General features: G+C 70.8%; 19 protein-coding genes and 1 tRNA gene. 13 read left to right on the forward strand and 7 right to left on the reverse strand.

Translation table 11 applies throughout. The annotated features are described in order from the left end of the window. Nucleotides 1-632: 632 nt before the first annotated feature. Nucleotides 633-1,217, forward strand: a complete 585-nt coding sequence (locus BN1197_RS11160; protein ID WP_052466544.1) for a GIY-YIG nuclease family protein — start codon at nt 633-635, stop codon at nt 1,215-1,217. Nucleotides 1,218-1,365: 148 nt separating this feature from the next. Beyond that, nucleotides 1,366-1,881 carry a DUF6308 family protein gene (locus BN1197_RS11165; protein ID WP_261795948.1) on the forward strand — a complete coding sequence of 172 codons (516 nt, stop codon included), beginning with the start codon at nt 1,366-1,368 and terminating at the stop codon, nt 1,879-1,881. Nucleotides 1,882-2,190: 309 nt separating this feature from the next. Here the strand turns inward: BN1197_RS11165 and BN1197_RS11170 are convergent, their stop codons facing one another. Then, nucleotides 2,191-3,648, reverse strand: coding sequence for an NAD-dependent succinate-semialdehyde dehydrogenase (locus BN1197_RS11170; RefSeq protein ID WP_040159491.1), 1,458 nt, complete (start codon nt 3,646-3,648; stop codon nt 2,191-2,193). Nucleotides 3,649-3,925: 277 nt separating this feature from the next. Here BN1197_RS11170 and BN1197_RS11175 point away from each other — a divergent pair, with 277 nt between their 5' ends. After that, nucleotides 3,926-4,855, forward strand: coding sequence for an oxygenase MpaB family protein (locus BN1197_RS11175; RefSeq protein WP_040159808.1), 930 nt, complete (start codon nt 3,926-3,928; stop codon nt 4,853-4,855). Nucleotides 4,856-4,869: 14 nt separating this feature from the next. On the opposite strand, the gene BN1197_RS11180 is transcribed toward BN1197_RS11175, so the two are convergent. Continuing rightward, nucleotides 4,870-7,032, reverse strand: coding sequence for a beta-glucosidase family protein (locus BN1197_RS11180; protein WP_040159493.1), 2,163 nt, complete (start codon nt 7,030-7,032; stop codon nt 4,870-4,872). Nucleotides 7,033-7,165: 133 nt separating this feature from the next. Between BN1197_RS11180 and BN1197_RS11185 the strand changes: the two genes are divergently transcribed. The 4 genes from BN1197_RS11185 (at nt 7,166) to BN1197_RS17355 (ending at nt 10,190) form a co-directional block, all read left to right on the forward strand. Continuing rightward, nucleotides 7,166-8,026, forward strand: coding sequence for a fructosamine kinase family protein (locus BN1197_RS11185; protein ID WP_040159495.1), 861 nt, complete (start codon nt 7,166-7,168; stop codon nt 8,024-8,026). Between the two features lie 176 nt (nt 8,027-8,202). Further along, nucleotides 8,203-8,841, forward strand: a complete 639-nt coding sequence (locus tag BN1197_RS11190) for a maleylpyruvate isomerase N-terminal domain-containing protein (RefSeq protein WP_040159497.1) — start codon at nt 8,203-8,205, stop codon at nt 8,839-8,841. Between the two features lie 22 nt (nt 8,842-8,863). After that, nucleotides 8,864-9,316, forward strand: coding sequence for a GatB/YqeY domain-containing protein (locus BN1197_RS11195; protein ID WP_040159499.1), 453 nt, complete (start codon nt 8,864-8,866; stop codon nt 9,314-9,316). 172 nt (nt 9,317-9,488) lie between these two features. Continuing rightward, a complete protein-coding gene (locus tag BN1197_RS17355; RefSeq protein ID WP_040159501.1) occupies nt 9,489-10,190 on the forward strand; it encodes a hypothetical protein in 702 nt (233 codons plus the stop codon). Nucleotides 10,191-10,283: 93 nt separating this feature from the next. On the opposite strand, the gene BN1197_RS11205 is transcribed toward BN1197_RS17355, so the two are convergent. Continuing rightward, entirely contained in the window at nt 10,284-11,426 is a 1,143-nt protein-coding gene (locus BN1197_RS11205) for an acyl-CoA dehydrogenase family protein (RefSeq protein WP_040159503.1), read from the reverse strand. A 210-nt stretch (nt 11,427-11,636) separates the two neighbouring features. Between BN1197_RS11205 and BN1197_RS11210 the strand changes: the two genes are divergently transcribed. Genes BN1197_RS11210 through BN1197_RS11225 form a run of 4 tightly spaced genes read left to right on the forward strand, consistent with a single transcriptional unit; the run spans nt 11,637 to nt 14,876 of the window. Then, a complete protein-coding gene (locus tag BN1197_RS11210) occupies nt 11,637-12,059 on the forward strand; it encodes a TOBE domain-containing protein (protein ID WP_052466546.1) in 423 nt (140 codons plus the stop codon). Continuing rightward, complete coding sequence (modA, locus tag BN1197_RS11215) at nt 12,056-12,895, forward strand: molybdate ABC transporter substrate-binding protein (RefSeq protein WP_245851895.1); 840 nt, start codon at nt 12,056-12,058, stop codon at nt 12,893-12,895. Before BN1197_RS11210 ends, modA begins: the two co-directional genes overlap by 4 nt. After that, nucleotides 12,895-13,728 carry an ABC transporter permease gene (locus BN1197_RS11220; protein WP_052466548.1) on the forward strand — a complete coding sequence of 278 codons (834 nt, stop codon included), beginning with the start codon at nt 12,895-12,897 and terminating at the stop codon, nt 13,726-13,728. Before modA ends, BN1197_RS11220 begins: the two co-directional genes overlap by 1 nt. Further along, the gene (locus BN1197_RS11225) at nt 13,725-14,876 is read left to right on the forward strand and encodes a sulfate/molybdate ABC transporter ATP-binding protein (RefSeq protein ID WP_245851897.1); all 1,152 of its coding nucleotides are present in this window, start codon (nt 13,725-13,727) and stop codon (nt 14,874-14,876) included. Before BN1197_RS11220 ends, BN1197_RS11225 begins: the two co-directional genes overlap by 4 nt. A 304-nt stretch (nt 14,877-15,180) precedes the next feature. Here the strand turns inward: BN1197_RS11225 and selB are convergent, their stop codons facing one another. Both selB and selA read right to left on the reverse strand, forming a co-directional pair. Further along, complete coding sequence (gene selB, locus BN1197_RS11230; protein WP_082043817.1) at nt 15,181-17,103, reverse strand: selenocysteine-specific translation elongation factor; 1,923 nt, start codon at nt 17,101-17,103, stop codon at nt 15,181-15,183. After that, nucleotides 17,100-18,542: an L-seryl-tRNA(Sec) selenium transferase gene (gene selA / locus BN1197_RS11235; protein ID WP_082043818.1), complete on the reverse strand. Its 1,443-nt coding sequence runs from the start codon at nt 18,540-18,542 to the stop codon at nt 17,100-17,102. Before selA ends, selB begins: the two co-directional genes overlap by 4 nt. Before the next feature lie 137 nt (nt 18,543-18,679). Between selA and BN1197_RS11240 the strand changes: the two genes are divergently transcribed. Then, nucleotides 18,680-20,200 (forward strand): ribonuclease FAU-1 family protein, encoded by a 1,521-nt coding sequence (locus tag BN1197_RS11240; protein ID WP_052466550.1) that lies wholly within the window; start codon nt 18,680-18,682, stop codon nt 20,198-20,200. 22 nt (nt 20,201-20,222) lie between these two features. Here the strand turns inward: BN1197_RS11240 and galK are convergent, their stop codons facing one another. Together galK and BN1197_RS11250 are read right to left on the reverse strand one after the other, a co-directional pair. Further along, a complete protein-coding gene (gene galK / locus BN1197_RS11245; protein ID WP_095999906.1) occupies nt 20,223-21,422 on the reverse strand; it encodes a galactokinase in 1,200 nt (399 codons plus the stop codon). A 181-nt stretch (nt 21,423-21,603) separates the two neighbouring features. Beyond that, a tRNA-Sec gene (locus tag BN1197_RS11250) sits at nt 21,604-21,696 on the reverse strand. Nucleotides 21,697-21,854: 158 nt separating this feature from the next. On the opposite strand from BN1197_RS11250, the gene selD reads away from it, so the two are divergent. Then, nucleotides 21,855-22,865 carry a selenide, water dikinase SelD gene (selD, locus tag BN1197_RS11255; RefSeq protein ID WP_040159510.1) on the forward strand — a complete coding sequence of 337 codons (1,011 nt, stop codon included), beginning with the start codon at nt 21,855-21,857 and terminating at the stop codon, nt 22,863-22,865. Nucleotides 22,866-22,891 lie beyond the last annotated feature (26 nt).

Raw genomic sequence — 22,891 nt, forward strand, 5'->3', positions numbered from 1 at the left:
GCCCTGGTCGGCGTGCGTTGCCGGCCGGGGCCGCTTACCTGCGGACTGCCCACTTACTGCCCGTTTACTAGCGGGTCATGGCCGTGAGTAACCGGGTCTTACAGTGAACGTGGAACAGTGAGTGTGCAGGCCAGAGGGCTGTTCCGTGCGCATTCGTCTACGTCCGACATCGACGTGAGGAAACAGGTGGTTGTGGGTTCGAGTCCCATCTCCAGCTCTGTAGGTAGGCTCGTCATCCGCCGCCCCTGTGAAGGGGCCTTCGAATCCGGCGCAGCACTGGTTCGACCACCTCGAGGCAGAGTGGTCCTCGCAGTCCAAGCACTCCAGATCGTTGCACGTCAGGGAGTCGTCCGTTCGCAACTGCATCTTACGGCGGCAAACTGATCTCAAAGCGATGTCCAGAAGCCGATCAGGTAAGAGGTGCGTCTGTTTCGGGCTGAGGCCAATGGAGTCGCTGCTGACGCGGGCGCCCGCGCGTCGCTACTGTGCCCGGCGAGTGGGCGAGTCGCAGCCGCGTGTGCGTGCGCCGATTGCGGGTGGGGCGACTTCCACCGCCTACCCAGATAGGTGGACCGCTACATGCGTTCCGATCGACCAGCCGACCGCGGCAGCGGCGGAACAGCGAGGGGGTCGTGGTGTCCGAGACGGGGTCCAAGTCGCTCGTGGAGTATGCCGGGCTGGCGCGTGAAGCGCTGGCGCGGGGTAAGCCGTTGGAATGCCACGATTCGGTCGCGGTCGAGCGACCAGGGCTGTACGCCGTGCACGCTGGGCCGGGCGCCCGTCGTCAGCTCAAGGTCAAGAGCGCCGACTCGTTGCTGTACCTCGGCAAAGCCGAGTCGAGCCTGCGGTCGCGGGACGTGAAGTCGCACTTCGCCACGGGCCGGACGGGTCAATCGACGCTGCGCCGCAGCCTGGCGGCGCTGCTGGCTCGCGAACTCGGGTTGGTGCCCGTGAGTCGCGGAACGGGCAGGAACGCGTTGACCCACTACGCGCTGGAGTCGAAGGGAGATAATGCCTTGACCGAGTGGATGAGCGAGAACCTCACTCTCGCAATTTGGCCCAAGCCCGCCGGTTGTGTGCCGCTCAGTCGCGTCGAGCGGCACCTGCTGATCGAGCTGGATCCCCCATTGAACCTCACTCACGTGCCGACTCCTCGGCGGGAGCTCAAAGCTGCCCGAGCCGACCTGGCGCGTTATGCCCGGAGAGGCTCGCAATGAGTGTCGAGAGTATGGCCTGGTTCGTGGACGACACCGCGCTGCGCGCCATCGAGATCGCTGCGGGGACGTTGCAGGGGCAGGCTCCCATCGAGGCATTGACCCGCTACTACTCTCCAAGTGGTGATATGCGGGGGCGCTGTTCACAGGTCTGCTCCCTAACGACCCGCTGCGTGTCACACCGACCGACCTGTTGGCCGTTACCACCCTGTCCATCAAGATCATGCCTCGGTCGATCCGACGGATCACATCGCCTGCGGGAACCGAGCAGCTGCGTGAACTGCTATCAGCGCTGCCTACAGACGCGCGGATCGAGGACGATGATGCAGCCAGACATATGCCGGCGATGGCGGCGCTGCAGGAGACGACGAAATCGTTGCTGGGCAGGAATCCGTGGGTCACGGCATCGAAGCTGTGTGCCCGCAAGAGGCCGCACCTGTTCCCGGTGCGGGACCGTCTCGTTCTGAAGCTTCTCGAGCTCACGCCGGACTATGCACGCAATTGGGCCGTGTTCGCCGGCATCCTGCGCGACAGCAACATCGCAGCGCGTCTCGACGAAGTCATCGCTGAGGCAATCGATCGAGGCGCACACCTCGACGACCCGGGCCTTCGCCTCCGGCATCTCGACGTCATCCTGTGGATGCACGCGGCGAAAGCAGTCCGTTGAATCACGCGGTCTTTCTCGGTCTGCGGTGACTAGAACACGCGGTCATCGGGGTCCTGACCGATGGCGCTAGTCAAACGCCCCCGCGAGGTCCCCCTGGTCGTAGTGGTACAAGCGCGGCGCTGTTGGTCGGTTACGGGGAGACGATGCGGCTACGCGGGCGGCCGGGCCATTCTCACGACCACAGCCTGGGCCGGCCCACAAAGACCGCGCCGCACGCCGACCCGATCCGAGTCGACGTGCGGCGAGTCTCACGACCCTCTCGCCGAGACAGCCGCCGTTTCCGGGCGGCAGGGGTGCTCGGCCTTCGCCTCACAAGGCCATGCCGACGTACTTCACCTCGAGGTACTCGTCGATGCCCTCGAACCCGCCTTCGCGTCCGAAGCCGGAGGCCTTGATGCCGCCGAACGGGGCGGCGGCGTTGGAGATGACGCCGGCGTTGACGCCGACCAGCCCGTAGGCGAGGCACTCGGCGACGCGCATCGCCCGGGCGTGGTCGCGCGTGTAGAAGTACGACGCGAGTCCGTACTCCGTGTCGTTGGCGCGGGCGACGACGTCGTCCTCGTCGGTGAACGTCTGCAGCGCCGCGACGGGGCCGAAGATCTCCTGGCGCGCGATATCGGCGGAGGCCGGGACGTCGAGGAGCACGGTCGGGGGGAAGAAATGCCCCTCGCTGGGTACGGACTCGTCTCCGCACACCTTTCTCGCGCCCGCCGAGACCGCGTCGTCGACGAGTTCCTGCACGCCCTTGACCGCCTTCTCGGTGATGAGCGGGCCGACCGTGACACCCTCTGTCAGGCCGTCGCCGACCTTCAACGCCCGCATCTTCTCGGCGAACTTCTCACTGAACTGCGCCGCCACCGACTCGTGCACGTAGAAGCGGTTGGCCGCCGTGCACGCCTCGCCGATGTTGCGCATCTTGGCCGCCATCGCGCCCTCGACCGCGGCGTCGAGATCGGCGTCCTCGAACACGATGAACGGTGCGTTGCCGCCGAGCTCCATCGACAGCCGCAACAACTGCTCGGCCGACTGCTCGACGAGCTTGCGACCGACCCCCGTGGAGCCCGTGAACGTGAGCTTGCGGGCCCGCGGGTCCCGGATCAGCGGCTCCATGACCTCGTTCGACGAGCTCGTCGTGATGACGTTGACGACCCCCTTCGGCACCCCGACCTCCTCGAGGAGGGCGACGAGCGCGAGCATCGTCAGCGGCGTCTCCGAGGCCGGCTTGACGACCATCGTGCACCCCGCCGCGAGCGCCGGCCCGATCTTGCGGGTGCCCATGGCCAGCGGAAAGTTCCACGGCGTGATCATCAGACACGGGCCGACCGGCTGCTTCATCGTCATCAGGCGCGAGGCACCGTTGGGTGCGGGCATGTACGAGCCGTGGATGCGCACGGCCTCCTCGGCGAACCAGCGGAAGAACTCCGCGCCGTACGTCACCTCACCCCGCGCCTCGGCCAGTGGCTTGCCCATCTCGAGCGTCATGAGCGTCGCGAAATCCTCGCTGCGCTCGACGAGCAGGTCGAATGCGGCACGCAGGAGCTCCGAACGGTCCCGCGGTGGGGTCGCCGCCCACTCGGCCTGAGCGTCCGCGGCGGCGGCGAGCGCGGCCTTGCCGTCGTCCGGAGTGGCGTCGGCGACCGAGGTGATGACCTCGCCGTTCGCCGGGTTGCGCACCTCGAACGTGGCGCCCCCGGTGGCCTCGCGCCACTCGCCGCCGATGAAGAGGCCGGTGGGCAGCTTCTCGATGAGGTTCTGGATGTCGGTCATGTCTCTCCTCGTCGGGGTGGTGGACAGCGGTACTGCCCAGCATCGCCGGTATGGCGCAGACGCGCCTGGCGGGGGTGCGCTCGATCGCTCGCGTGGGCGAACCATGGGGTCACGGGCCGTCTGCCCCGGGGTGGCGATCATCGTCCCGAGCGACCGGGCCCGTCACGACGCCCTCCCTGCGGCGCTGCCGGACGCCCGCCCTCTCGAACTCACGCCTGAACGGGGACCGGCCGCGGGTGCGGCGGCTTCAGGAGGTCCGTACGCTCGACGGGTGACCATGCCACCCGCTCGACGCGCTGTCGAGCTCGTCGTCGGCGCTGCGGCCACCGCGATGCGTCGCGCACAGAATCGCCTGGGGAAGGCGCTGCGCGACCGCGTCGCGGGTCAGGACGCGCCCGAGGCCGCCAAGCGCATCTGGCAGACACCCGGCCCGCGGTGGTTCGCCGAGGACGACCCGATCTGGATCGTCAACCAGGACGCCGCCATGTTCCCCGGCGGCATCGCCTCGTTGCTGCTCCAGTCGTTGCACCCGCAGGCCATGGCGGGCGTGGCCGGTCACTCCGGTTACAAGGGCGACCCGTGGGGGCGCCTCCAACGGACCAGCCACTACCTCGCGACCGTGACGTTCGGGACCATCGAGCACGCGACCGAGGCCATCGACCACGTCCGCGGCATCCACGAACGCGTCCGCGGCAAGGACCACCTCGGGCGGCCCTACCGCGCGAGCGACCCCCATCTGCTGCGCTGGGTCCACGTCGCCGAGACATGGTGCTTCCTCGCCGCCCACCAGGCGTACTCCGACCGGCCCCTGACCCCGGACCAGGCGGATCTGTTCGTCGACCAGGCTCGCAAGAGCGGTGAGATGCTCGGTGGAACCGGTCTACCGCGCACCGTCGCCGAGCTGGACGCCCAGCTCGAGGCGTTCCGCCCCGAGCTCGTCGCGTCACCCGCCGCCAAGGAGGCGGCCGAGTTCCTGCTGAAGGAACCCCCTCTGCCGCTCGCCGCGAAGCCCGGGTACGCGCTGCTCGCCGCGGGTGGTATCGCGCTCCTGCCCGATTGGGCCCGAGGCGAACTCGACATCCGGATGCCCGCGTTCGCGCGGCCGGTGGCGCGTGGGGCCGGGCGCTTCGGTGTCGCCGCCGTCCGCTGGGGCATGGCAGGTCTCGACGACGACGAACGCCTGCGCCACGGCGACACTCCCCACTGACGCGCGAACGGGGATCAGGCGACGGTGAAGGTGCTCACGTGGGAGTCGTCCTCGCTGGAGGTGCCCACGTAGACCGTGAACTCCCCGGAGGGCACGACGAATCCGTGCTCCGCGCAACTCCACACCGACAGCGGGTGGTGGGTGGCCTGCGGATCGACGACGATCTCGACGCTCTGGGAGGCACCCGCGGCGACCCGAACCTTCTCGAAGGCCACGAGACGCTTGGGCGGCTGACCCGTGCCGCCGGGCACGCCGAGGTACACCTGGACGACCTCGGCGCCGTCGACATCGCCGGTGTTGGTCACCGTCGCCCGCACGATGACGGGCACCGATCCCGGCGTCGCGCCGGCGTCCACCGAGACCCCCGACACCTCGAACGACGTGTACGACAGGCCGTGCCCGAACGCGAACAGCGGGCGCACGTCGTTCGCCTGATGCCAGCGGTACCCCATCTGCAGGCCCTCGCTGTACGTGATCGTGTCGTAGCCCTCGCCCAGGTTCACGCCGGGGTAACGCTCCTCGTGGCCGTGGACCAGGGTGTCCTCGCCCCAGCGGGGGTACGTGGTTGGCACCTTGCCGCTCGGGTTCACCTTGCCGAGCAGCAGGTCGGCGACGACGTGACCGTCCTCCGCGCCCTGGTTCCACACCTCGATGACGGCCCTGGCGGCGTCGATCCACGGCAGCAGCACGGGGGCCGAGTTCTTGAGGACGACGACCGTGCGCTCGTTGGCACCCAGGAGGCGCGTGATCATGTCGGACTGGCGGCGCGGCATGTCCATGCTCGGCATGTCGGCCCCCTCGGTGGCGATCAACCCGGCCATGACGACCACGACGTCGGCGCCCTTCGCCGCCTTGACCGCGGCGTCGAGGTTGGACAGGTCCTCCTCGACGATGAAGCTGCTCACCGTGGCCGACCCGCCGAGCTCCGCGACGACGTCGATGAATCCCGGCTCCGGGTCCACGGTGTACAGCGGGTCCACCTTGGACGAACCGCCGCCACCCTGCGTCGCGGTGGCCGCGTATCGGGCCTGGCCGACGATGAGGATCGAACCCGCGTCCTTGTCGAGGGGCAGGAGGCGCTCGCCGTGGGCGTCGTCGTTCTTGAGGAGCACGGCCATGTCGGCGCCGATGCGACGCGCGATCGCGCCGTTCCGCTGCGCGTCGATCTCGACGGGGGCGTACGGCCGGCCGAACTGGCCGAACCGGAACATCTGCGTGTACCGGCGTACGAGCGCCCGGTCGACGAGTTCGATCTCGAGGCTCGTGTCATCGAGCGCGTTCTTGATGTTCTCCTGGTTCAGCCACTTGGCGTCGGGCATCTCGTGGTCGAGCCCGGCGTTGAGTGACGCCGCGGCCGAGCGGGTCGACCAGAAGTCGGACTGGACGTAACCCTCGAAACCCCAGTCCCGGCGCAGGACGTCGTTGAGCAGGTAGCGGTGCTCGGTGGCGTAGGTGCCGCGGACCCGGTTGTAGGCGCTCATGATGGCCGCGACCTGCCCGTCCTTGACGCACATCTCGAACGGCAGGAGGTACATCTCTCGCAGCACGTACTCGTCGACCTCGACGTTGGTGCGAAACCGTTCGTGTTCCTGGTCGTTGACCACGTAGTGCTTGGCCATGGCGATGATTCCGTGGCTCTGGATGGCCTTGGTGACCTCTACGCCCATGACGCCGGTCAGGTACGGGTCCTCGGAGAAGTACTCGAAGTTGCGGCCGGCGGTGGCGGTGCGGTGCAGGCAGACTCCGGGACCTTCGAGGACGTGCTGTCCGAGGGCGGCTGCCTCGTCACCGATGATGTCGCCGTACTCGTGGGCGAGCCGGGGGTCGAAGGAGGCCGCGACGCCGATGGTCATGGGCAACGCCGTCGCGGGCGGGGACGGGGTGCCGTCGCCCATGCCGACGCCGACCGGGCCGTTCGTGATGCGAAAGCGCGGGATGCCGAGTTCGTCGATGGCGGCGACGTGACGTTCGATGCGGATCTGCGCGGTGAGTTGGGCCATGCCCTCCTCGTCCTCGGGGTCGATGGCGTTCGACATGCCGTAGATGTCGATGGTCTCCATCGCGCCGTGCAGTTGGGAGATCTTCTGCTCGAGCGTCATGGCCTGCACGAGGGCGAGGGCCCGCTCACGGGGCGTGAGGTCCTCGTTCATCCAGGGGTGCGCGTCGTGGTCACTCATGGCTCTCCTTCGTCTCTCGCTTGTCGTCATCCTTGGCCACGCAGGCGGACCTCGTCCCGTTGTTGCACAGGGTTTCCCTGTGGGGATCGCCGCCGGAGGAGTCGACGCGGCCCCGATGCGATAGGGATGGGGGATGCGACCGCGCCTGCCCGACGAGCTCGTCGACGGACTCGAGATCCGCGACGCCACACCGGTGTCCGGTGGAGACATCGCCGATGCCTACCGGATCGAGACCCCGGACGGCCCTCTGTTCTGCAAGACGTCCCGGCACCCCACCCCGGCGATGTTCGCCCGTGAGGCCGACGGGCTGCGCGAACTACGGGAGCACGCGCCCGACTGGATCGGGGTCCCGGAGGTCGTGCGCGAGAGCGACTCGGGCCTGGTCCTCGAGTGGATCGAGCTGGGAGGTCGACGCAGCTCCGAGACCGAGGCCACGCTCGGCCGCGGCCTGGCGCACCTGCACCGCACGACGAACGCGACCTTCGGTGGCCTCGGCACGGAGAAGGCCGGGTACATCGGTTCGATGCCCGTCGACCTCACCCCGACGACGGACTGGCCGGAGTTCTACCTGACCCGGCGCTTGCGGCCCCTGGTCGAGGCGGCGGTGCAGGCGGGCAGTCTCGACCCCGACGCGCGCCAGGTGCTCGACCGGCTCGAACCCCGGGTCGCCGACCTGTGCGGCCCGACCGAGCCTCCCGCTCTCGTCCACGGCGATCTGTGGGCCGGCAACAGAGTGGTCGATGCCGCGGGTCGCAACTGGCTCATCGACCCGGCCTGTCACTACGCCCACCGCGAGATCGACCTCGCGATGATGCACCTGTTCGGCGGATTCGGCCCCGAGGCCTTCGCGGCGTACGACGAACACCATCCCCTCGGAGAGGGTTGGCGCGAGCGGATCGAGTGGTACCAACTCGTGCCGCTGCTCGTGCACGCCGTCCTCTTCGGCGGCGGATACGGCGTATCGGCTCTGTCGACGATGCGTCGATACGCCTGACGCCGGACCTGAGACCCCTCTGGCGAACGGTCCGTGGCGCCCCCGCGCATCCTCACGGCCCGCGGGTAGCGCTACTCCACGCACTGATTCGACGCCCAGTCGACCTGGCGGTCTTCGATGTTCGTCAGGTGGGCAGGGGTCTTGTCGTCCGCGTCCGTCGCGACCATCCTTCGTTCATGGAGCCCCGTCGCAGTTTTCTCGACACCACCGACGCCGTCGCTGAGCTCGTCTCGCGGGTACGGCCCGACGTTCTCGCCGGCCCGGGGCTCGGTGCCTGGGACATGCGCGGCCTCATCGGCCACACGAGCCGTGCGATGTCGACGGTGATCACCTATCTCAAGATGCCGGCGACCACCGTGACCTGCCCCGACCCGCGCGCTTACTACGTGTGGATCGCCGACTCCGAGAACCAGGACGACAAGATCGCCCAACGCGGCGTGGAGGCGGGCACGGCCCTCGGTGACGACATCCCGGGCGCGTTCGCCGGGCTCGCGCGTCAGGTGCGGGGAGTGCTCGACAAGATCCCCATGAACGTCGACCCCGTCGTCTCCACGCTCGCCGGCGGCATGCTGCTCTCCCACTACCTGCCCACGCGCACGTTCGAACTCATCGTCCACGGCTACGACATCGCCCGCGCCGCCGACATCGAGTTCGCCCCGCACCCCGAGGTCGTCGCCGAGACGGTGGCCTTGGCCGCTCGCATCGGTGTCGCGCTGGGGCACGGCCCCGCCCTCGTGCCGGTCCTCACCGGGCGTGGGAGTTGGAACGAGTCCTCGGTGTTCTCGCGGGCGGTCATCCCCGGCGACACCGCGTAGCGACGTCGGCGAGAATGGGCGCATGAGCCTCAAGGAATCGATCCAGGGCGACCTGCACACCGCGATTCGCGAACGCGACCAGGTCCGCTCCGCCACCCTTCGGCTGGCCCTCACCGCCATCACGAACGCGGAGGTCGGCGGCAAGGAACACCGCGAGCTCACCGACGACGACGTCCTCGCCGTGCTCGGCAAGGAGGCCAAGAAGCGCAAGGAGTCCGCGACCGCCTACGACGACGCCGGTCGTCCCGAACTCGCCGAGCGGGAGCGTGCCGAGCTCGCCGTGCTCGAGACCTACCTGCCCGCCCAACTCGACGACGCCGAACTCGACCGCATCGCCGCCGACGCCGTCGCCTCGACGGGTGCGACCGGCATGGCGCAGATGGGGCAGGTCATGAAGGCCGCCCAGGCCCAGGTCGCCGGGCGCGCCGAAGGTGGGCGGGTTGCCGCAGCGGTCAAGAAGGCGCTCGCCGGCTGAGCGTCGTGTGGCGCCGGTCGTGTCCTCTCGGCCGGCGCCCGCGGCGTTGCCCCGGTCGGCACCTCACGGGCGCAGAACGACGCGGCGCTCCTGAAGCGTCGCCGTGAGGTATGCGTGGCGGGTCACCCCCGGCGTTGCTCAGGTCGACCTCGCAACTGCCGTAGGTGAAATCATGAGCTCGCCACGCCGTGACATCGCCGAGGCCGAGGCCCGTATGCGCGTGACGTTCGGGACGCGCACCGCCATCAAGAACCTGCACGAGATCATCGATCCCGAGGAGACGGTGCAGGAGTTGGCCGCGTGCCTCTACGCCGGTGGTGACGGGCTGCTCATCCTCACCGACAAGCGCGTCATGGGCCTGCGGGACGACTACTCCAAGTACCACTACCGCGACCACGACCTGGCCGGCGTGCAGAAGCTCGACTACGACCCCGTCGTGCACGACGGCTTCGCCCTCACCACTGCCTCGGGCCGACTGGTCGTGCGCAAGATGCACGTCGAGGACTCCGGTCGGCTCGTCGCGCGACTGCGCGAACTCGTGCCCGGTCTCGTGCTCGAGGTCACCCGGCCCGGCACCCGCGGCCGGGTGCCCATCCGCAGGGAGGCGCTGCGTGCGCCACGACCGGCCGCCGCGCCGGCCGAAGCCCCCGCGACCCCCGGTGTCGACGTCCCCGCGGCCGCCGCCGCTCAGGCCGACGCGGCCGACGCCGCCACGATCGCCGCAGCTCCCGGACCCGTTCCCGCACCCGTGGCGGCTCAGGCCGACGCCGACAAGGGCGTGCTCATGGGTGTACTCGCCGACCTGCACGCCAAGGGGCTGCTCACCGACGCCGAGCTCGCCGCCAAGCTGGCCCAGGTCGCGGCCAAGCCCTGACCCGGCGAGAACACGCCCCGCGCAGGCCCGTGAAAGCGCCCGGACAGGCGTGTCCACCCGGCTTCATGGGGTGAAGACGCCTGTCCGAGCAGGTCACTTGAGCAGGTGGCGGGAGATGACGAGGCGCTGGATCTGGTTGGTGCCCTCGAAGATCTGGGTGACCTTGGCCTCGCGCATGTAGCGCTCGACCGGGTAGTCCTTCGTGTAGCCGTAACCGCCGAAGACCTGCACGGCGTCGGTCGTCACCCGCATCGCGGCGTCGGTGCAGATCATCTTGGCGACCGAGGCCTCCTTGCTCATCGCCTTGCCGGCGTCCTTGAGCCGGGCGGCGTGCAGGTAGCTCGCGCGAGCGCTGGTGACGGCGGCCTCCATCTCGGCGAGGAGGAACGCGAGACCCTGGAACTCCGCGATCGGCCGGCCGAACGCCTTGCGCTCCTTCGCGTAGGCCACGGCCTGGTCGAGGGCGGCCTGGGCGAGTCCCGTCGCAGCGGCCGCGATGCCGAGGCGACCCGCGTCGAGCGCCGACAGCGCGATCGTCATCCCTTGGCCCTCCGCGCCGACGAGGTGGTCGGCCGGGAGGCGCACGTCGTTGAAGATGACCTGCCCGACGGTGTCGCAGTCGAGGCCCATCTTGCGCTCCGGTGGCGCGAACTCCAGGCCAGCGGTGCCGGAGGGGACGTGGAAGCACGACAGGCCACGGGGCCCGTCGTCGCTCGTGCGCGCGAAGGTCGTGTAGAAGTCGGCGTGGCCGGCGTGCGAGATCCACGCCTTGACGCCGTTGAGCACGTACTCGTCGCCCTCGCGGCGGGCACGCGTCGAGATGGCCGCGACGTCGGATCCGGCGTCCGGCTCCGAGAGGCAGTACGCGCCGAGTTGGCTGCCGTCGAGCATGGATTCGAGGAACCGGGACTTCTGTTCGTCACTGCCGAACGCGAAGATCGGATTGCACGTCAGCGAGTGCACCGACACCCCGACCGCCACGCTCATCCATGCCGAGGCGATCTCTTCGAGCGCCTGCAGGTAGACCTCGTACGGCTGCCCGCCGCCGCCGACCTCTTCCGGGTAGGGGAGGGTCAGCAGCCCCTGGTCGCCGAGGAACCGGAAGATCTCGCGCGGGAACTCCGCCCGGGCCTCCATCTCGTCGACGATCGGACGAAGGCGGTCGTCGCAGACCTCTCGGGTCATGGCGATGAGGTCCTCGGCCTCCGAACTGGGCAGGAGTCGCGTAGCAGTCATGGCGCCAGCGTAGGTGACCCCCCCCGGCGGGGAGGGCGGTCGAGGTGGATCGACTCGGCAGGCAGAAGAGGCGGGCGGGAGCGAGGCTCGCGCGGGGCATGGTGCCGGCCCCTCCCGGCTCGTCGACCCGCTGCGGGCGAGCGGCCGTAGGAGGGTGAGGATGCGTCTCGCGAGGGCTGAAACGCGCGCGAATGCGGGTACAGTCTCAGTATGAGGGACGCATCTGCACCCAAGGACGTCTTCGACGTGCGCTCGGCCGCGATCCTGCTCGGCGTCAGCGACGACACGCTGCGTCGTGCCGTCGCTCGCGGCGAGCTCGCCGCCGGCAAGGACGAGAACGGCCGCACGCGCATCGCCGGGCTCGACCTCGTCACCTACGCGGCGGGACGCTCGGCCGAAGCTCCCGGAGGAGGCGCGCCGACCTCGGCCCGCAACCGGCTCGTCGGCATCGTCACCGACGTGCGCACCGACGCGGTCATGGCGCAGGTGCAACTCCGGTGCGGCCCGTTCGTCATCACCTCGCTCATGAGCAGCGACGCCGTGCACGACCTCGGTCTGCGTCCTGGATGCCTCGCGGCCGCCGTCGTCAAGGCGACCACGGTCGTCGTCGAGTCGCTGGGGGAACTCGCGTGAGCCGTTCGTACCCCCGCACGAACGCCGCCGCCATCGCACTCGCGGCCTGCGGTGCCTTGCTCATCTCCGGTTGTACCGGCAGCGATTCCGCGCCGTCCCCCGGTGCGGCCGTCGGTGGCGCCTCGGGCAGCGCCTACGCGCCGATCACCGTGTACGCGGCCGCCTCACTCACCAAGGTGTTCGACGAGATCGGGGCCGAGGTCGAGCGGCAGACCGGTGCCGACATCCAGTTCCAGTACGCGGGCTCCTCCGACCTCGCGACCCAGCTCGGTGCCGGTGCGCCCGGAGACGTCTTCGCCTCGGCCGACGAGAAGCAGATGACGGCGGCCGTCGACAACGGGTCGGTCAGCGGCGGCACGCAGAAGCCGTTCGCCACGAACACGCTCACGGTGATCGTTCCGCCCACGAACCCCGGCGGTGTCACCACACTCTCCGATCTGTCGAAGCCCGGCGTCTCGACCGTCGTGTGCGCCCCTCAGGTGCCGTGCGGAAGAGCGACCAAGGAGCTGTTCGACAAGACGGGGATCATGGTCAGGCCGGTGAGCGAGGAATCCAAGGTGACCGACGTGTTGGGCAAGGTCAGCTCCGGCCAGGCCGACGCAGGGCTGGTCTACGTCACCGACGCCACCGGGGCCGGTGACGCGGTCAAGGCCATCGGCACGCCCGAGGCCCGGTCGATCCTCAACCGCTATCCCATCGCGGTGACCACGCACGGCAGCGAGGACCCGGGGCGCAAGGCCACCGCCGACGCCTTCGTCCACGCCGTCCTCGGCGAGAAGGGCCGGAACACCCTCCGGAAGGCCGGTTTCGGTGCGCCGGCCGCCGCTCAGAGCTGATGCCCACCCTTCCCCGGTGGGTCTGGCTGCCCGCCGCGCTCGCGATGATCGTGGTCGTGGGGCCTCTCGTCGGCCTGCTCTCGCGCGTCGAGTGGGTCGAGCTGCCGGCGCTGCTGACGAGTGAATCGGCGCGGGCGGCGCTGTGGCTCAGCCTCGAGACGTCGGTGGCGAGCACGCTCGTGTGTGCGGTGCTCGGGGTGCCGCTGGCGCTGGTGCTCGCCCGTCACCGGTGGGCGAGGCGGCTGCGTTGGGTGCGCGGCATCGTGTTGCTGCCGCTCGTCCTGCCGCCCGTGGTCGGTGGTCTCGCACTGCTCGCCACCTTCGGGCGCATGGGCCTTCTCGGCCAGTACCTCGAAGCAGCCGGCATCCGCATCGCGTTCACGACGCTCGCGGTCGTGCTCGCGCAGGTGTTCGTCGCGATGCCGTTCCTCGTCGTCGGGTTGGAGGGCGCCTTGCGCACCGCCGGCACGCGCTACGACCGAGCGGCGGCGAGTCTCGGTGCGTCCCCGACCCGCACGTTGACCCGGGTGACACTGCCGCTCGTCTGGCCGGGGCTGCGGTCGGCGGCGACGCTGACGTTCGCCCGATCACTGGGCGAGTTCGGAGCGACCCTCACGTTCGCCGGATCGCTGCAAGGTGTGACCCGCACGTTGCCGCTCGAGATCTACCTGCAGCGGGAGGTCGACCCCGACGCCGCGATGGCGCTCTCGCTGTTGCTCGTCGTCGTGGCGATGGCCATCGTCGCCGTGTCCTACGACCATGGTCGGCAGGGACGCCGTCGCACCGGCCGCGGCCGGATCGAACACGACGAGACGGCTGCGGTGACGGCGTGAGCGCCGAGGTCGGAACCAGGGGCGCGACGCCGGCCGACGGCGGTGTGAACGTGCCGGGCACCCTCGTATGGTCGGGGCGTCTTCCCGAGCGGGGTTACGACGCCGCCCTGCGAGTCGAGGCCGGGCGCACGCTCGCGCTCGTCGGTCCAAACGGTGCGGGCAAGAGCACGACTCTGGATCTCGTCGCGGGAGTGCTGCGTGCACCGACGGCACGACTGGCGATCGGGGACGACACTCTCGTCGACACCGAGCGTGGCCTCCATGTACCGACACATCGTCGACGGATCGCCGCGCTCGGGCAGGACCCGCTGTTGTTTCCGCATCTGCGGGTCCAGGCGAACGTCGAGTTCGGCCTCCGGGCGCAGGGTGTCGCGCGTGTCGAGGCCCGGGAACGCGCGCGCTCACTCCTGCGAGACGTCGACGCGGCCCGGTTCGCTCGGCGCTACCCGGATGAGCTGTCCGGCGGCCAGGCGGCACGGGTCGCGCTCGCGCGGGCGCTCGCGATCACGCCACGCGCCGTGCTGCTCGACGAACCCTTCGCCGCGCTCGACGTCGACGTCGCCCCGCAGATGCGCCGGGTGCTCGGCACCGAACTTCGGCGTCATCACGTGCCGACCATCCTCGTCACCCACGACCTGCTCGACGTGCTCGCCCTCGCCGACGACCTCGCGGTGATCGAGAACGGGCACATCGTCGAATGTGGCCCCACCTCCGACGTGCTTCGTGCTCCCACCAGCGCGTTCGCGGCCAGCCTCGCCGGTGTCAACCACCTGATCGGCCGGGTCGCGCAGCCGGGTGTCGTCGCTCGGGTCGACGGCGGCCTCGGCGTTCACGGCGTCTTCGACGGTGACCTCCCGGTCGGTGCGAGGGCCGTGGCGGTGTGGCCACCGTCGTCCGTCGCTCTCTACCCCGTCGCTCCGGAGGGCAGTCCCCGCAACGTGTGGCCGTGCGACGTCGTCGACCTCGTGGATCGTGGCGGGATCGTGCGGGTGTCGCTGGCCGTGAGGTCGGCGCATCCCGACGGCGCGCTCATGCGCATGTCGGCCGACCTCAGCCCCGCCGCCGTCCACGACCTCGCGCTCGCACCCGGCACACCCGTCGTCGCCTCGGTGAAGGCCCAGGCGGTGACGCTCTACCCGACGGGCTGAGACCGCGTGCCGGGCCGCGGGCGGTACCCGCTCGGACAGGCGTTTTCGTCCACGCCGGGTGACGCCCTCTCGCGCGGAATCCGTACGGCGTGGACGAAAACGCCTGTTCGAGCGGCGGGTGGGTGGTGTGGTCCTGCGCGGAGTCCGTACGGCGCGGACGAAAACGCCTGTCCGAGCGGGCTTGGTGGGTGAAAGTGCCTGTTCGAGCGGGGGCCGTGGGTGGAAGTGCCTGTCCGAGCGGGGGTCGTGGACGGAAGTGCCTGTTCGAGCGGGGTTTGGGGGTGGAAGTGCCTGTTCGAGCAGGTCAGCGGACGATCTCGCGGTGACCGGCGTCGATGCGGCGGGTCCAGCCCTTGGCGTCGAGGTGTTCGAGCAGGGGAATCGCGACGCGACGCGTCGTGTCGAGGGCCTGGCGTGCCTGGCTCGTCGTGAAGGGCTGGGGGAGGCCGGTGAGGACGCGCATCGCCTTGGCCGGGGCGATCGGTTGTAGCAGTACATCGTCGTCGAGACGGATGAGGCGGCCGGCCTCGATGGCGGCGGCGATCTGGCGCGGTCCGAGCCCGGCGGCGTCGAGCTCGGGACGCTCGGGCGCGGCGAACGGTGAGCCGGCGAGCCGGGCCTCGATGGCCGCGAGGCCTGCCTCCGCAGCTCCGAGGCTCGCGCGCAGGCCAGGCTCGTGCACCCGACCGCGGGCGTGCGTGAGTCCGGCGGCCTCGGCGAGGGGTGCGATGAGGTCGAGCCGGGGAATCCTGGCCGCCGTGCGCGCGGCCTCGGCCGGCATCCACGGCTCGAGCGGATGCGTGCGGGCGTACTCGCCGGTGACCACGCGTAGCGTCTCGACCCATCCGAGCCACACCTCGTGGTCGACGAGCAGGTCACCGTGGCGGGTGATCTCCGGCGGCGGGTCGGCGAGGACGTCGTCGGTCACACCGAGCCGTCGTGCGTCGTCGACCGTGAGGAACCCGCGGGCCGCGACCTCGGTCTGCAGGTCGATCCCCGACGCACGGCCGGCGAGTGCCTCGGCGCGGCGCGCGCCCGCGCCCCGACGACGCAGTTCGGGAGGGTCGACGTCGAGGATGTCGATGCCGACGACACGCCCCGTGCCCGGATCCCGCAGGATGGCGCGATCGCCCGCGGCGAGAGGCAACGGTTCGGCGAGCGTGAGGCGCACGGCCGAGGCCGCCGACGGGGAGTGGTCGTCGGCGGATGCTCGAACGCCCTCGCGCCCGCTCGTCACGTGGCCGTCGCGCCTCGGCTCGCTCGTCGTCCCCGAACCGAGCGGCCGCACCCGCACCTCGCGCGCGGTCGTGCCGAGGTGAAGCATGAGGTGTTCGGGCAGATCCGTCTCGAAGCCGTAGGGCGTCCCGGTGGCGGCCCGCGGCGGGGTGACGAGGCGGGCGTCGACGACGCGGGTCGAGGGCCACGCGCCGGGGGTGAGCAGGGCATCGCCGCGGTGGATCTCGTCGGCCGAGACGCCGCGCAGGTTGACCGCCACTCGGGCCGGTGCCTCGACGGTCTCTCGCGACTGTTCGAGGGAGTGCAGCCCGCGTACGGTGACACGCGCCGACCGGTGTTCGCCGCTGCTGCCGGCGAGGTCGAGCGAGTCGCCCACGCGGATGCGCCCACCGCCGAGGGTCCCGGTGACGACCGTGCCCGCGCCGGTGATCGTGAACGCCCGGTCGACCCAGAGACGTACTCGCGCCTCGGGGTCGGGCACGGGCATCGTCTCGACGAGGGCGGCGAGCGCGGCCCGGAGTTCGTCCATCCCCGCGCCCGTGCGAGCAGAGACGGCGACCGCGCCGCGGGGGGTGAGGCCTGCGGCAGCGAGTTCTGCCGTGGCTCGCTCGAGTGCGGGAGCGGGGTCGGCGAGGTCGGCCCGGGTGACGACGAGCAGCACGTGCTCGACGCCGAGCGCCGCTGCCGCCGCGAGGTGCTCGGCGCTCTGCGGCATCCACGACTCGTCGGCGGCGACGACGAACATCACGGCGGGCACCGGGCCCAGCCCGGCGAGCATGTTGCCGATGAACCGGCGGTGCCCGGGAACGTCGACGAAGGCGACGGTCTGACCGGAATCCAGTGTCGTCCAGGCGTATCCGAGGTCGATCGTCAGCGCGCGACGGCGCTCCTCCTCCCACCGGTCGGGTTCGATGCCGGTGAGCGCCCGCACGAGCGTCGACTTGCCGTGGTCGACGTGGCCGGCGGTGGCGATGACGGTCATCGTGCTCATACGCCGGTGGCCTTCTGTGGGGAATCGTCCGTGGTCGGGGCAGGTGTCGAGGCAGGTGCCGCTGCCCGGTGCGGCGGCGTGGGTTCTCCCGGCCGTGCGTGGGTCTCGCCCGGCCGCGTCACCTCGAGAGCGGCCGCCACCAACCGCTCTTCGTCGGCGGCCGGGACGGCGCGCAGGTCGAGCAGGCATCGCCCGCCGCGGGTGCGGGTCACGACACCGGCGCGCCGCAACGGCACGGCGAGTGCGTCGTCGATCGCGACGGCGACTCCGGGCAGGACGACGCCGGGGGCACCGCCGCCTCCGACGGCGCCGTCGCTGTCGACGACCTCGACCGCGATTCCGTTCTCCTGCAACCGTTCGGCGAGACGTTCGCTGCGGCGCCGCAGCGTGGCGAGATCGGCGTGCAGCGCCGCGTGGGTGGGTGTGACGCCGCCGGTGAGGGTGGCCTCGAGCGCGGCGAGGGTGAGCTTGTCGACCCGCACGGCCCGCGCGAGGGGAGAACGACGCATCCGTTCGACGAGCTCGGCCCGTCCGAGGACGATGCCCGCCTGCGGGCCGCCGAGCAGCTTGTCGCCGCTGGAGGTCACGAGATCGGCGCCCGCGGCGAGGGTGCTCGTCGCGTCGGGCTCGTCGGGCAACAGTGGGTCGGGAGTCAACAGGCCGCTGCCGATGTCGACGACGAGCGGGACGTCGAGACCGCGCTCGTGATGCGCCTGCGTGAGCAGTGCGGCGAGCTCGCCGACGTCGACGCCGTGGGTGAAGCCCTCGACGACGAAGTTGCTCGGATGCACCTTGAGCACGAGACCTGTGCGCTCCGTGATCGCCGCTGAATAGTCCTGCGCCCACGTGCGATTCGTCGTTCCGACCTCGACGATGGTCGCGCCGGTGGACTCGATGAGCTCGTGCAGCCGAAAGTTGTCGCCGATCTCGACGATCTCGCCGCGACTCATGACGATCTCCGGACGGCCCTGTGCGACCGCCAGCGCCGTCGTCGCAAGAACGAGGGCGGCAGCGCCGTTGTTCACCGCGAGCACCCCACCCGCGTCTGGCACGGCGGCGGCCAGCGCAGCGAGCGCGCCACGACCCCGGCGGGCGCGCACTCCGGTCTCGGTGTCGAACTCGACGTCGACCGGGCCCGCCGCCACGGCGAGGGCCGCGATCGCGTCATCCGACAACGCAGCACGACCGATGTTCGTGTGCAGCACGACACCGGTGGCGTTGACCAGCGGACGCATCGACGTCACGGGGCGCTCCGAGAGGACCTGCCGCGCGGCCGTCTCGACCTCCTCGGGTGCGATCTCCCCACTGCGCGCCCGCCCTTGGGCGTCGAGCACGGCGGCCTTGACCCGTTCGGAGCCGAGACGGTCGACGAGGTCGTCGAGTGCCGCGAGCACGGCGTCGGTACGGGGAATCCGACGGCGTGGATCGTGCTGCGTCATCGGCAGGCTCCTCGTCGAAGGTGCGGGCGAGACCCGATCGGGCGGCGGCTCCCGCGAGACTATCGGGTGAAGCCGCGCGTCTCGGGAGCGGCGGGACGTTCGTGCCGGTCATGATGGGGGAGACGAGAGGAGAGCCCATGGACGCGGTGCCCCCGACACCCGCCGAGCTGCCCTTCGGAGCCCGGGTGCGAGCCGTCTTCACCAAGTACGACGGCCGCCCGCACTGGGAGTACGACCTCGTCGTCCTCGGCGTCGACGACCACGGCGTGTGGGTGGGTGGAGCGCCCGGAGCCCATATCGCGCGCCCCGGGCTCGAGTTCACCTCCGACGCGTACTGGGTGACGCTCTATCCGCACGACGGCATGTGGGTCGCCACCATCAACGACGACGCGGGCACGTTCTCCTCGCGCGTCTACGTCGACGTGACCACGCAGGCCACGTGGTGGCACCGGCCGGACGGCGTGCTCAGCGTGACCGCCATCGACCTCGATCTCGACGTCATCCGGCGGTTCTCCGGCGAGCTGCTCGTCGACGACGAGGACGAGTTCGAGGAGCACCGTGTCGAGTTCGGCTACCCGCCCGAGCTGGTCGAGGGGGCACGCGCGGCGGCGGCGTGGCTCTACGAACGACTGGCCGGCCACGACGAACCGTTCGAGCAGGTGGCCGAACACTGGCTCGCGGTGTGCCGCGACCGGGTGACGAGCGACGATCGTGGCCGGGCGGTCGTCGATCGAGACCCGACGTCCGAGACGCCCGGAGCGTCCGGGGCATCCGACGGGCCACAGTCCTCGGTCGACCCGATCACCGAGCCGCTGACCGTGGTGACAGCCCCGGCGAGCGACGCACCCGCCGGCCCGGCCCCACGGCCCGCGCCCGCGGACGAGGAGGAGGATCTGCTCGCGGTCTGGGCCGACGAGCGTCGCGAGGATCCGCTCATCGCGGTCGTCGAGGAGGACGACGAGCCCGCGGTCGAGGTGGACTACGAGGTCGACGTCGCCTCCGGTTCGCCGATGTACGCCGAGGCCGACTACCCGGCGTCGCACTCGTCTCGGCTCGCCGGGCACGACGTGGCGGCCGACTTCGTCGACGCCGACGACATCGACACCACTCCGGTCGACCCGGCCGAGATCACCGGGCTGCTGCTCACCACGGCCACCGGGTGGGAGTCGCCGCTGTGGTTCGACGGGCGCCCCGTCGAGCCCGAAGAGGTCGACCTGCCGGGCGAACTCGCCGACCACCTGCGCGACTGGGCCGATCGGTGGAACCGCGACTTCGATCCCGACCGCGGTTGGCTGCCGCGCGCCGGCATCGGCGACTACGAGGCGCTCGGTCGATGGCTGGGCCGCCGGGTCAAGGACGAGGTCGGCGGACTCGCGGTCACGCTGCAACTCGCCCACCTCGGCCGGTCGAGCCTCACCGAGATCCCCGCCGCCGAACACCGCGAGCCCGCCGTCGTCGAACTCGACCTCGACGCGCCCGGAGACCTGCCGATCCGCGGTGACGTCGTGACGATGAACGGCACCGTCGGCTGCTTCACCTCCGAGGTCAACGCGCGGTTGCTCGAGTGGTCCGATGCCGGTGGCGTGGACGACGTCGAGGCCGAGGAGCTGCGGTGGCTCATGTCCTCCGAACTCGGCGACGACTATCGCGTGGTCTGAGGCGATCGCGCCGGGTGCCGACTCAGGCGAAGCGCTGCCCCGGGCCGGCCGGTGCGACGACGTGGACTTCGGGTTCGACGAGATCGTGTGACGTGGCCGCAGAGAGAACCGCGTCGGCCACCCGGTCGACGTCGTCGGTTCGCACGAGCGCGATGGCGCTGCCGCCGAACCCGCCTCCGGTCATTCGTGCCCCGAGGGCGCCCGCACCGACGGCCGCCTCGACCGCGACGTCGAGCTCGATGCAACTCACCTCGTAGTCGTCGCGGAGGGAGACGTGGGAGGCGTTCATCAACCCGCCCACGGTGGGCCAGTCGTCGGCCTCCGCCCCGGCGACGACGTCGAGCACGCGCTGGATCTCGGTGACGACGTGTCGCACTCGCCGCCGGGCGACCTCGTCGTCGAGCCGGGCGAGCGCCGAATCGAGATCGTTCACCTCGCGCAGGGTCACGACCCCGAGCTGGGCCGCCGCCGCCTCGCACGCCGACCGCCGCTCGCCGTACTGACCGTCGGTGAGGGAGTGTGACGCGCGGGTGTCGATGACGAGAAGACGCAGGCCGGCGTGCTCGAGATCGAGCGGCACCTGCCGGATCGAGCCGTCGAGACAGTCGAGCAGCAGCGCGTGGCCGGCGCGAGTGCGCAGCGATGCCGCCTGGTCCATGCCTCCGGTCGGCGCACCGGCCACCTCGTTCTCGGCCTCGACGCACAGCTCGGCGAGCTGGGCGCGCTGAGCGTCGTCACCGTCGAGCGGAGTGCCGGCGAGCGAGGAGAACGCGAGGCCGGTCGCGCATTCGAGCGCAGCAGAGGACGACAGGCCCGCGCCGAGCGGCACGCACGAGGCGATCGCGAGGTCGGTGCCGGGCACCGCGATGCCCGCGTTGCGAAGCGACCACGCGGGGCCCGCGGCGTAGGCGGCCCAGCCCTCGACCCCACCGGGGCGGATGTCGGAGAGCGTGCCGGTCCACTGCTCCGGCCGGCTGTCTGCGTCGGCGAGGGTCGTCGTCATGCGCACCTGGTCGTCGTCGCGTCGCGACGCGGCCACGTAGGTGCGGTGGGGGAGGGCGATCGGCAGACAGAGCCCGCCGTTGTAGTCGGTGTGTTCACCGATGAGGTTGACGCGCCCCGGCGACGCCCACACCTCATCGGGCTCGGTGGAGAAGGCCGCACGGAACGCGGCACGCGCCGCGTCGAGCCCTTCCTCGGGTGTCCAAGCCGCCTCGGCCATGCCCATCGCGTCGCCCTCCGCCCGTCTCGTTCTCGATCACTCGATCCTGCCAAGGGCCGCGGGTACGCGCGCCTCGGGTCCGCGACGTGGGCGAGACGCAGACCGATCGCATGCTGCGCATGACCAGAGAAGGGTGCAGCCGGGGCCGTCGACTCGCGTCGGACGACCCCGGCCGCCGTAGCGGAGGCGGACGGGAATCGAACCCGCCAGACCGAGATACTCGACCTCGCCGGTTTTGAAGACCGGGGGGCCCACCAGGAACCCAGACGCCTCCGCGACCCACTGTAGGGGCATCGGATCGCTCGGGCGCCTGGCCGGTCGAGCTCGCGGACTTGCCCGAGGGAGGGTCGTCGGCGGTGGGGGTTAGAGTCGTGGCGACACCGTGGTCGACACGTTCGCCGCTCGTCTCGCTCGCCGCCGAAGGAGCCTCCCGTGGCCGAGATCCGACTCACCCAGTTCGCCGCCGGTGGCGGCTGCGCGTGCAAGCTGCCCGCCGGCCAGCTCGAGGAGGTCGTCGCCGGGCTCGTCGGCCAGAGCCACCCCGACCTGCTCGTCGGTCTCGACGCCGGGGACGACGCGTGCGCCGTGCGGATCGAGGGTGGGGCGAACGGGCACGGCACGGCCGTCATTTCGACCGCCGACTTCTTCACCCCGATGATCGACTCCGCCTACGACTGGGGCCGCATCGCCGCCGCCAACGCACTCTCCGACGTCTACGCGATGGGCGGACGCCCGGTGCTCGCGATCAACCTCGTCGGCTGGCCGGTAGACAAGCTGCCGAACGAGGTGCTCACCGAGGTGCTGCGTGGAGGGCTCGACATCGGCCGCGAGGCGGGCTGCCCGGTCGCCGGCGGCCACTCGATCACCTCACCCGAACCGATCTACGGCATGGCGGTCACCGGCGTCGCCGATCCGGGCCGGTTGCTGCGCAACGACGCCGCCGAACCGGGGCTGCCCATCAGCCTCACCAAGCCCATCGGCGTCGGCATCCTCAACAACCGGCACAAGGCCACTGGTGAGCGCTTCGAGGAGGCCGTGGCGGCGATGACGACGCTCAACGCGGCCGCGAGTGAAGCGGCCCTCGCGGCCGGAGTGCGAGCGGCGACCGACGTCACGGGCTTCGGTCTGCTCGGCCACCTGCACAAGATGGCCCGTGCCTCGGCAATCACCGCGGTGCTCGACCACGACGCGGTGCCGATCGTCGCCGGAGCCCGCGAAGGCCTGCGCGACGGCTTCGTTCCCGGTGGGAGCAGGCGCAACCTCGACTGGGTTCGTCCGCACCTCCGCGTCGACGGGCCGAACGTCGACGAGGACGACCTCGTGCTGCTCGCAGACGCGCAGACCTCCGGTGGTCTGCTCGTGATCGGCGAGATTCCCGGGGCGCCGGTCATCGGCGAGACCGTCGCGGCTCGGGAGGACGGCGCCACCATCGTCGCGCGATGAGGTGAGCCCTGCGATGAGGTGAGCGG

It is taken from the genome of Mobilicoccus massiliensis (genome assembly GCF_000826525.2).
Taxonomy (GTDB): Bacteria; Actinomycetota; Actinomycetes; order Actinomycetales; family Dermatophilaceae; genus Mobilicoccus; species Mobilicoccus massiliensis.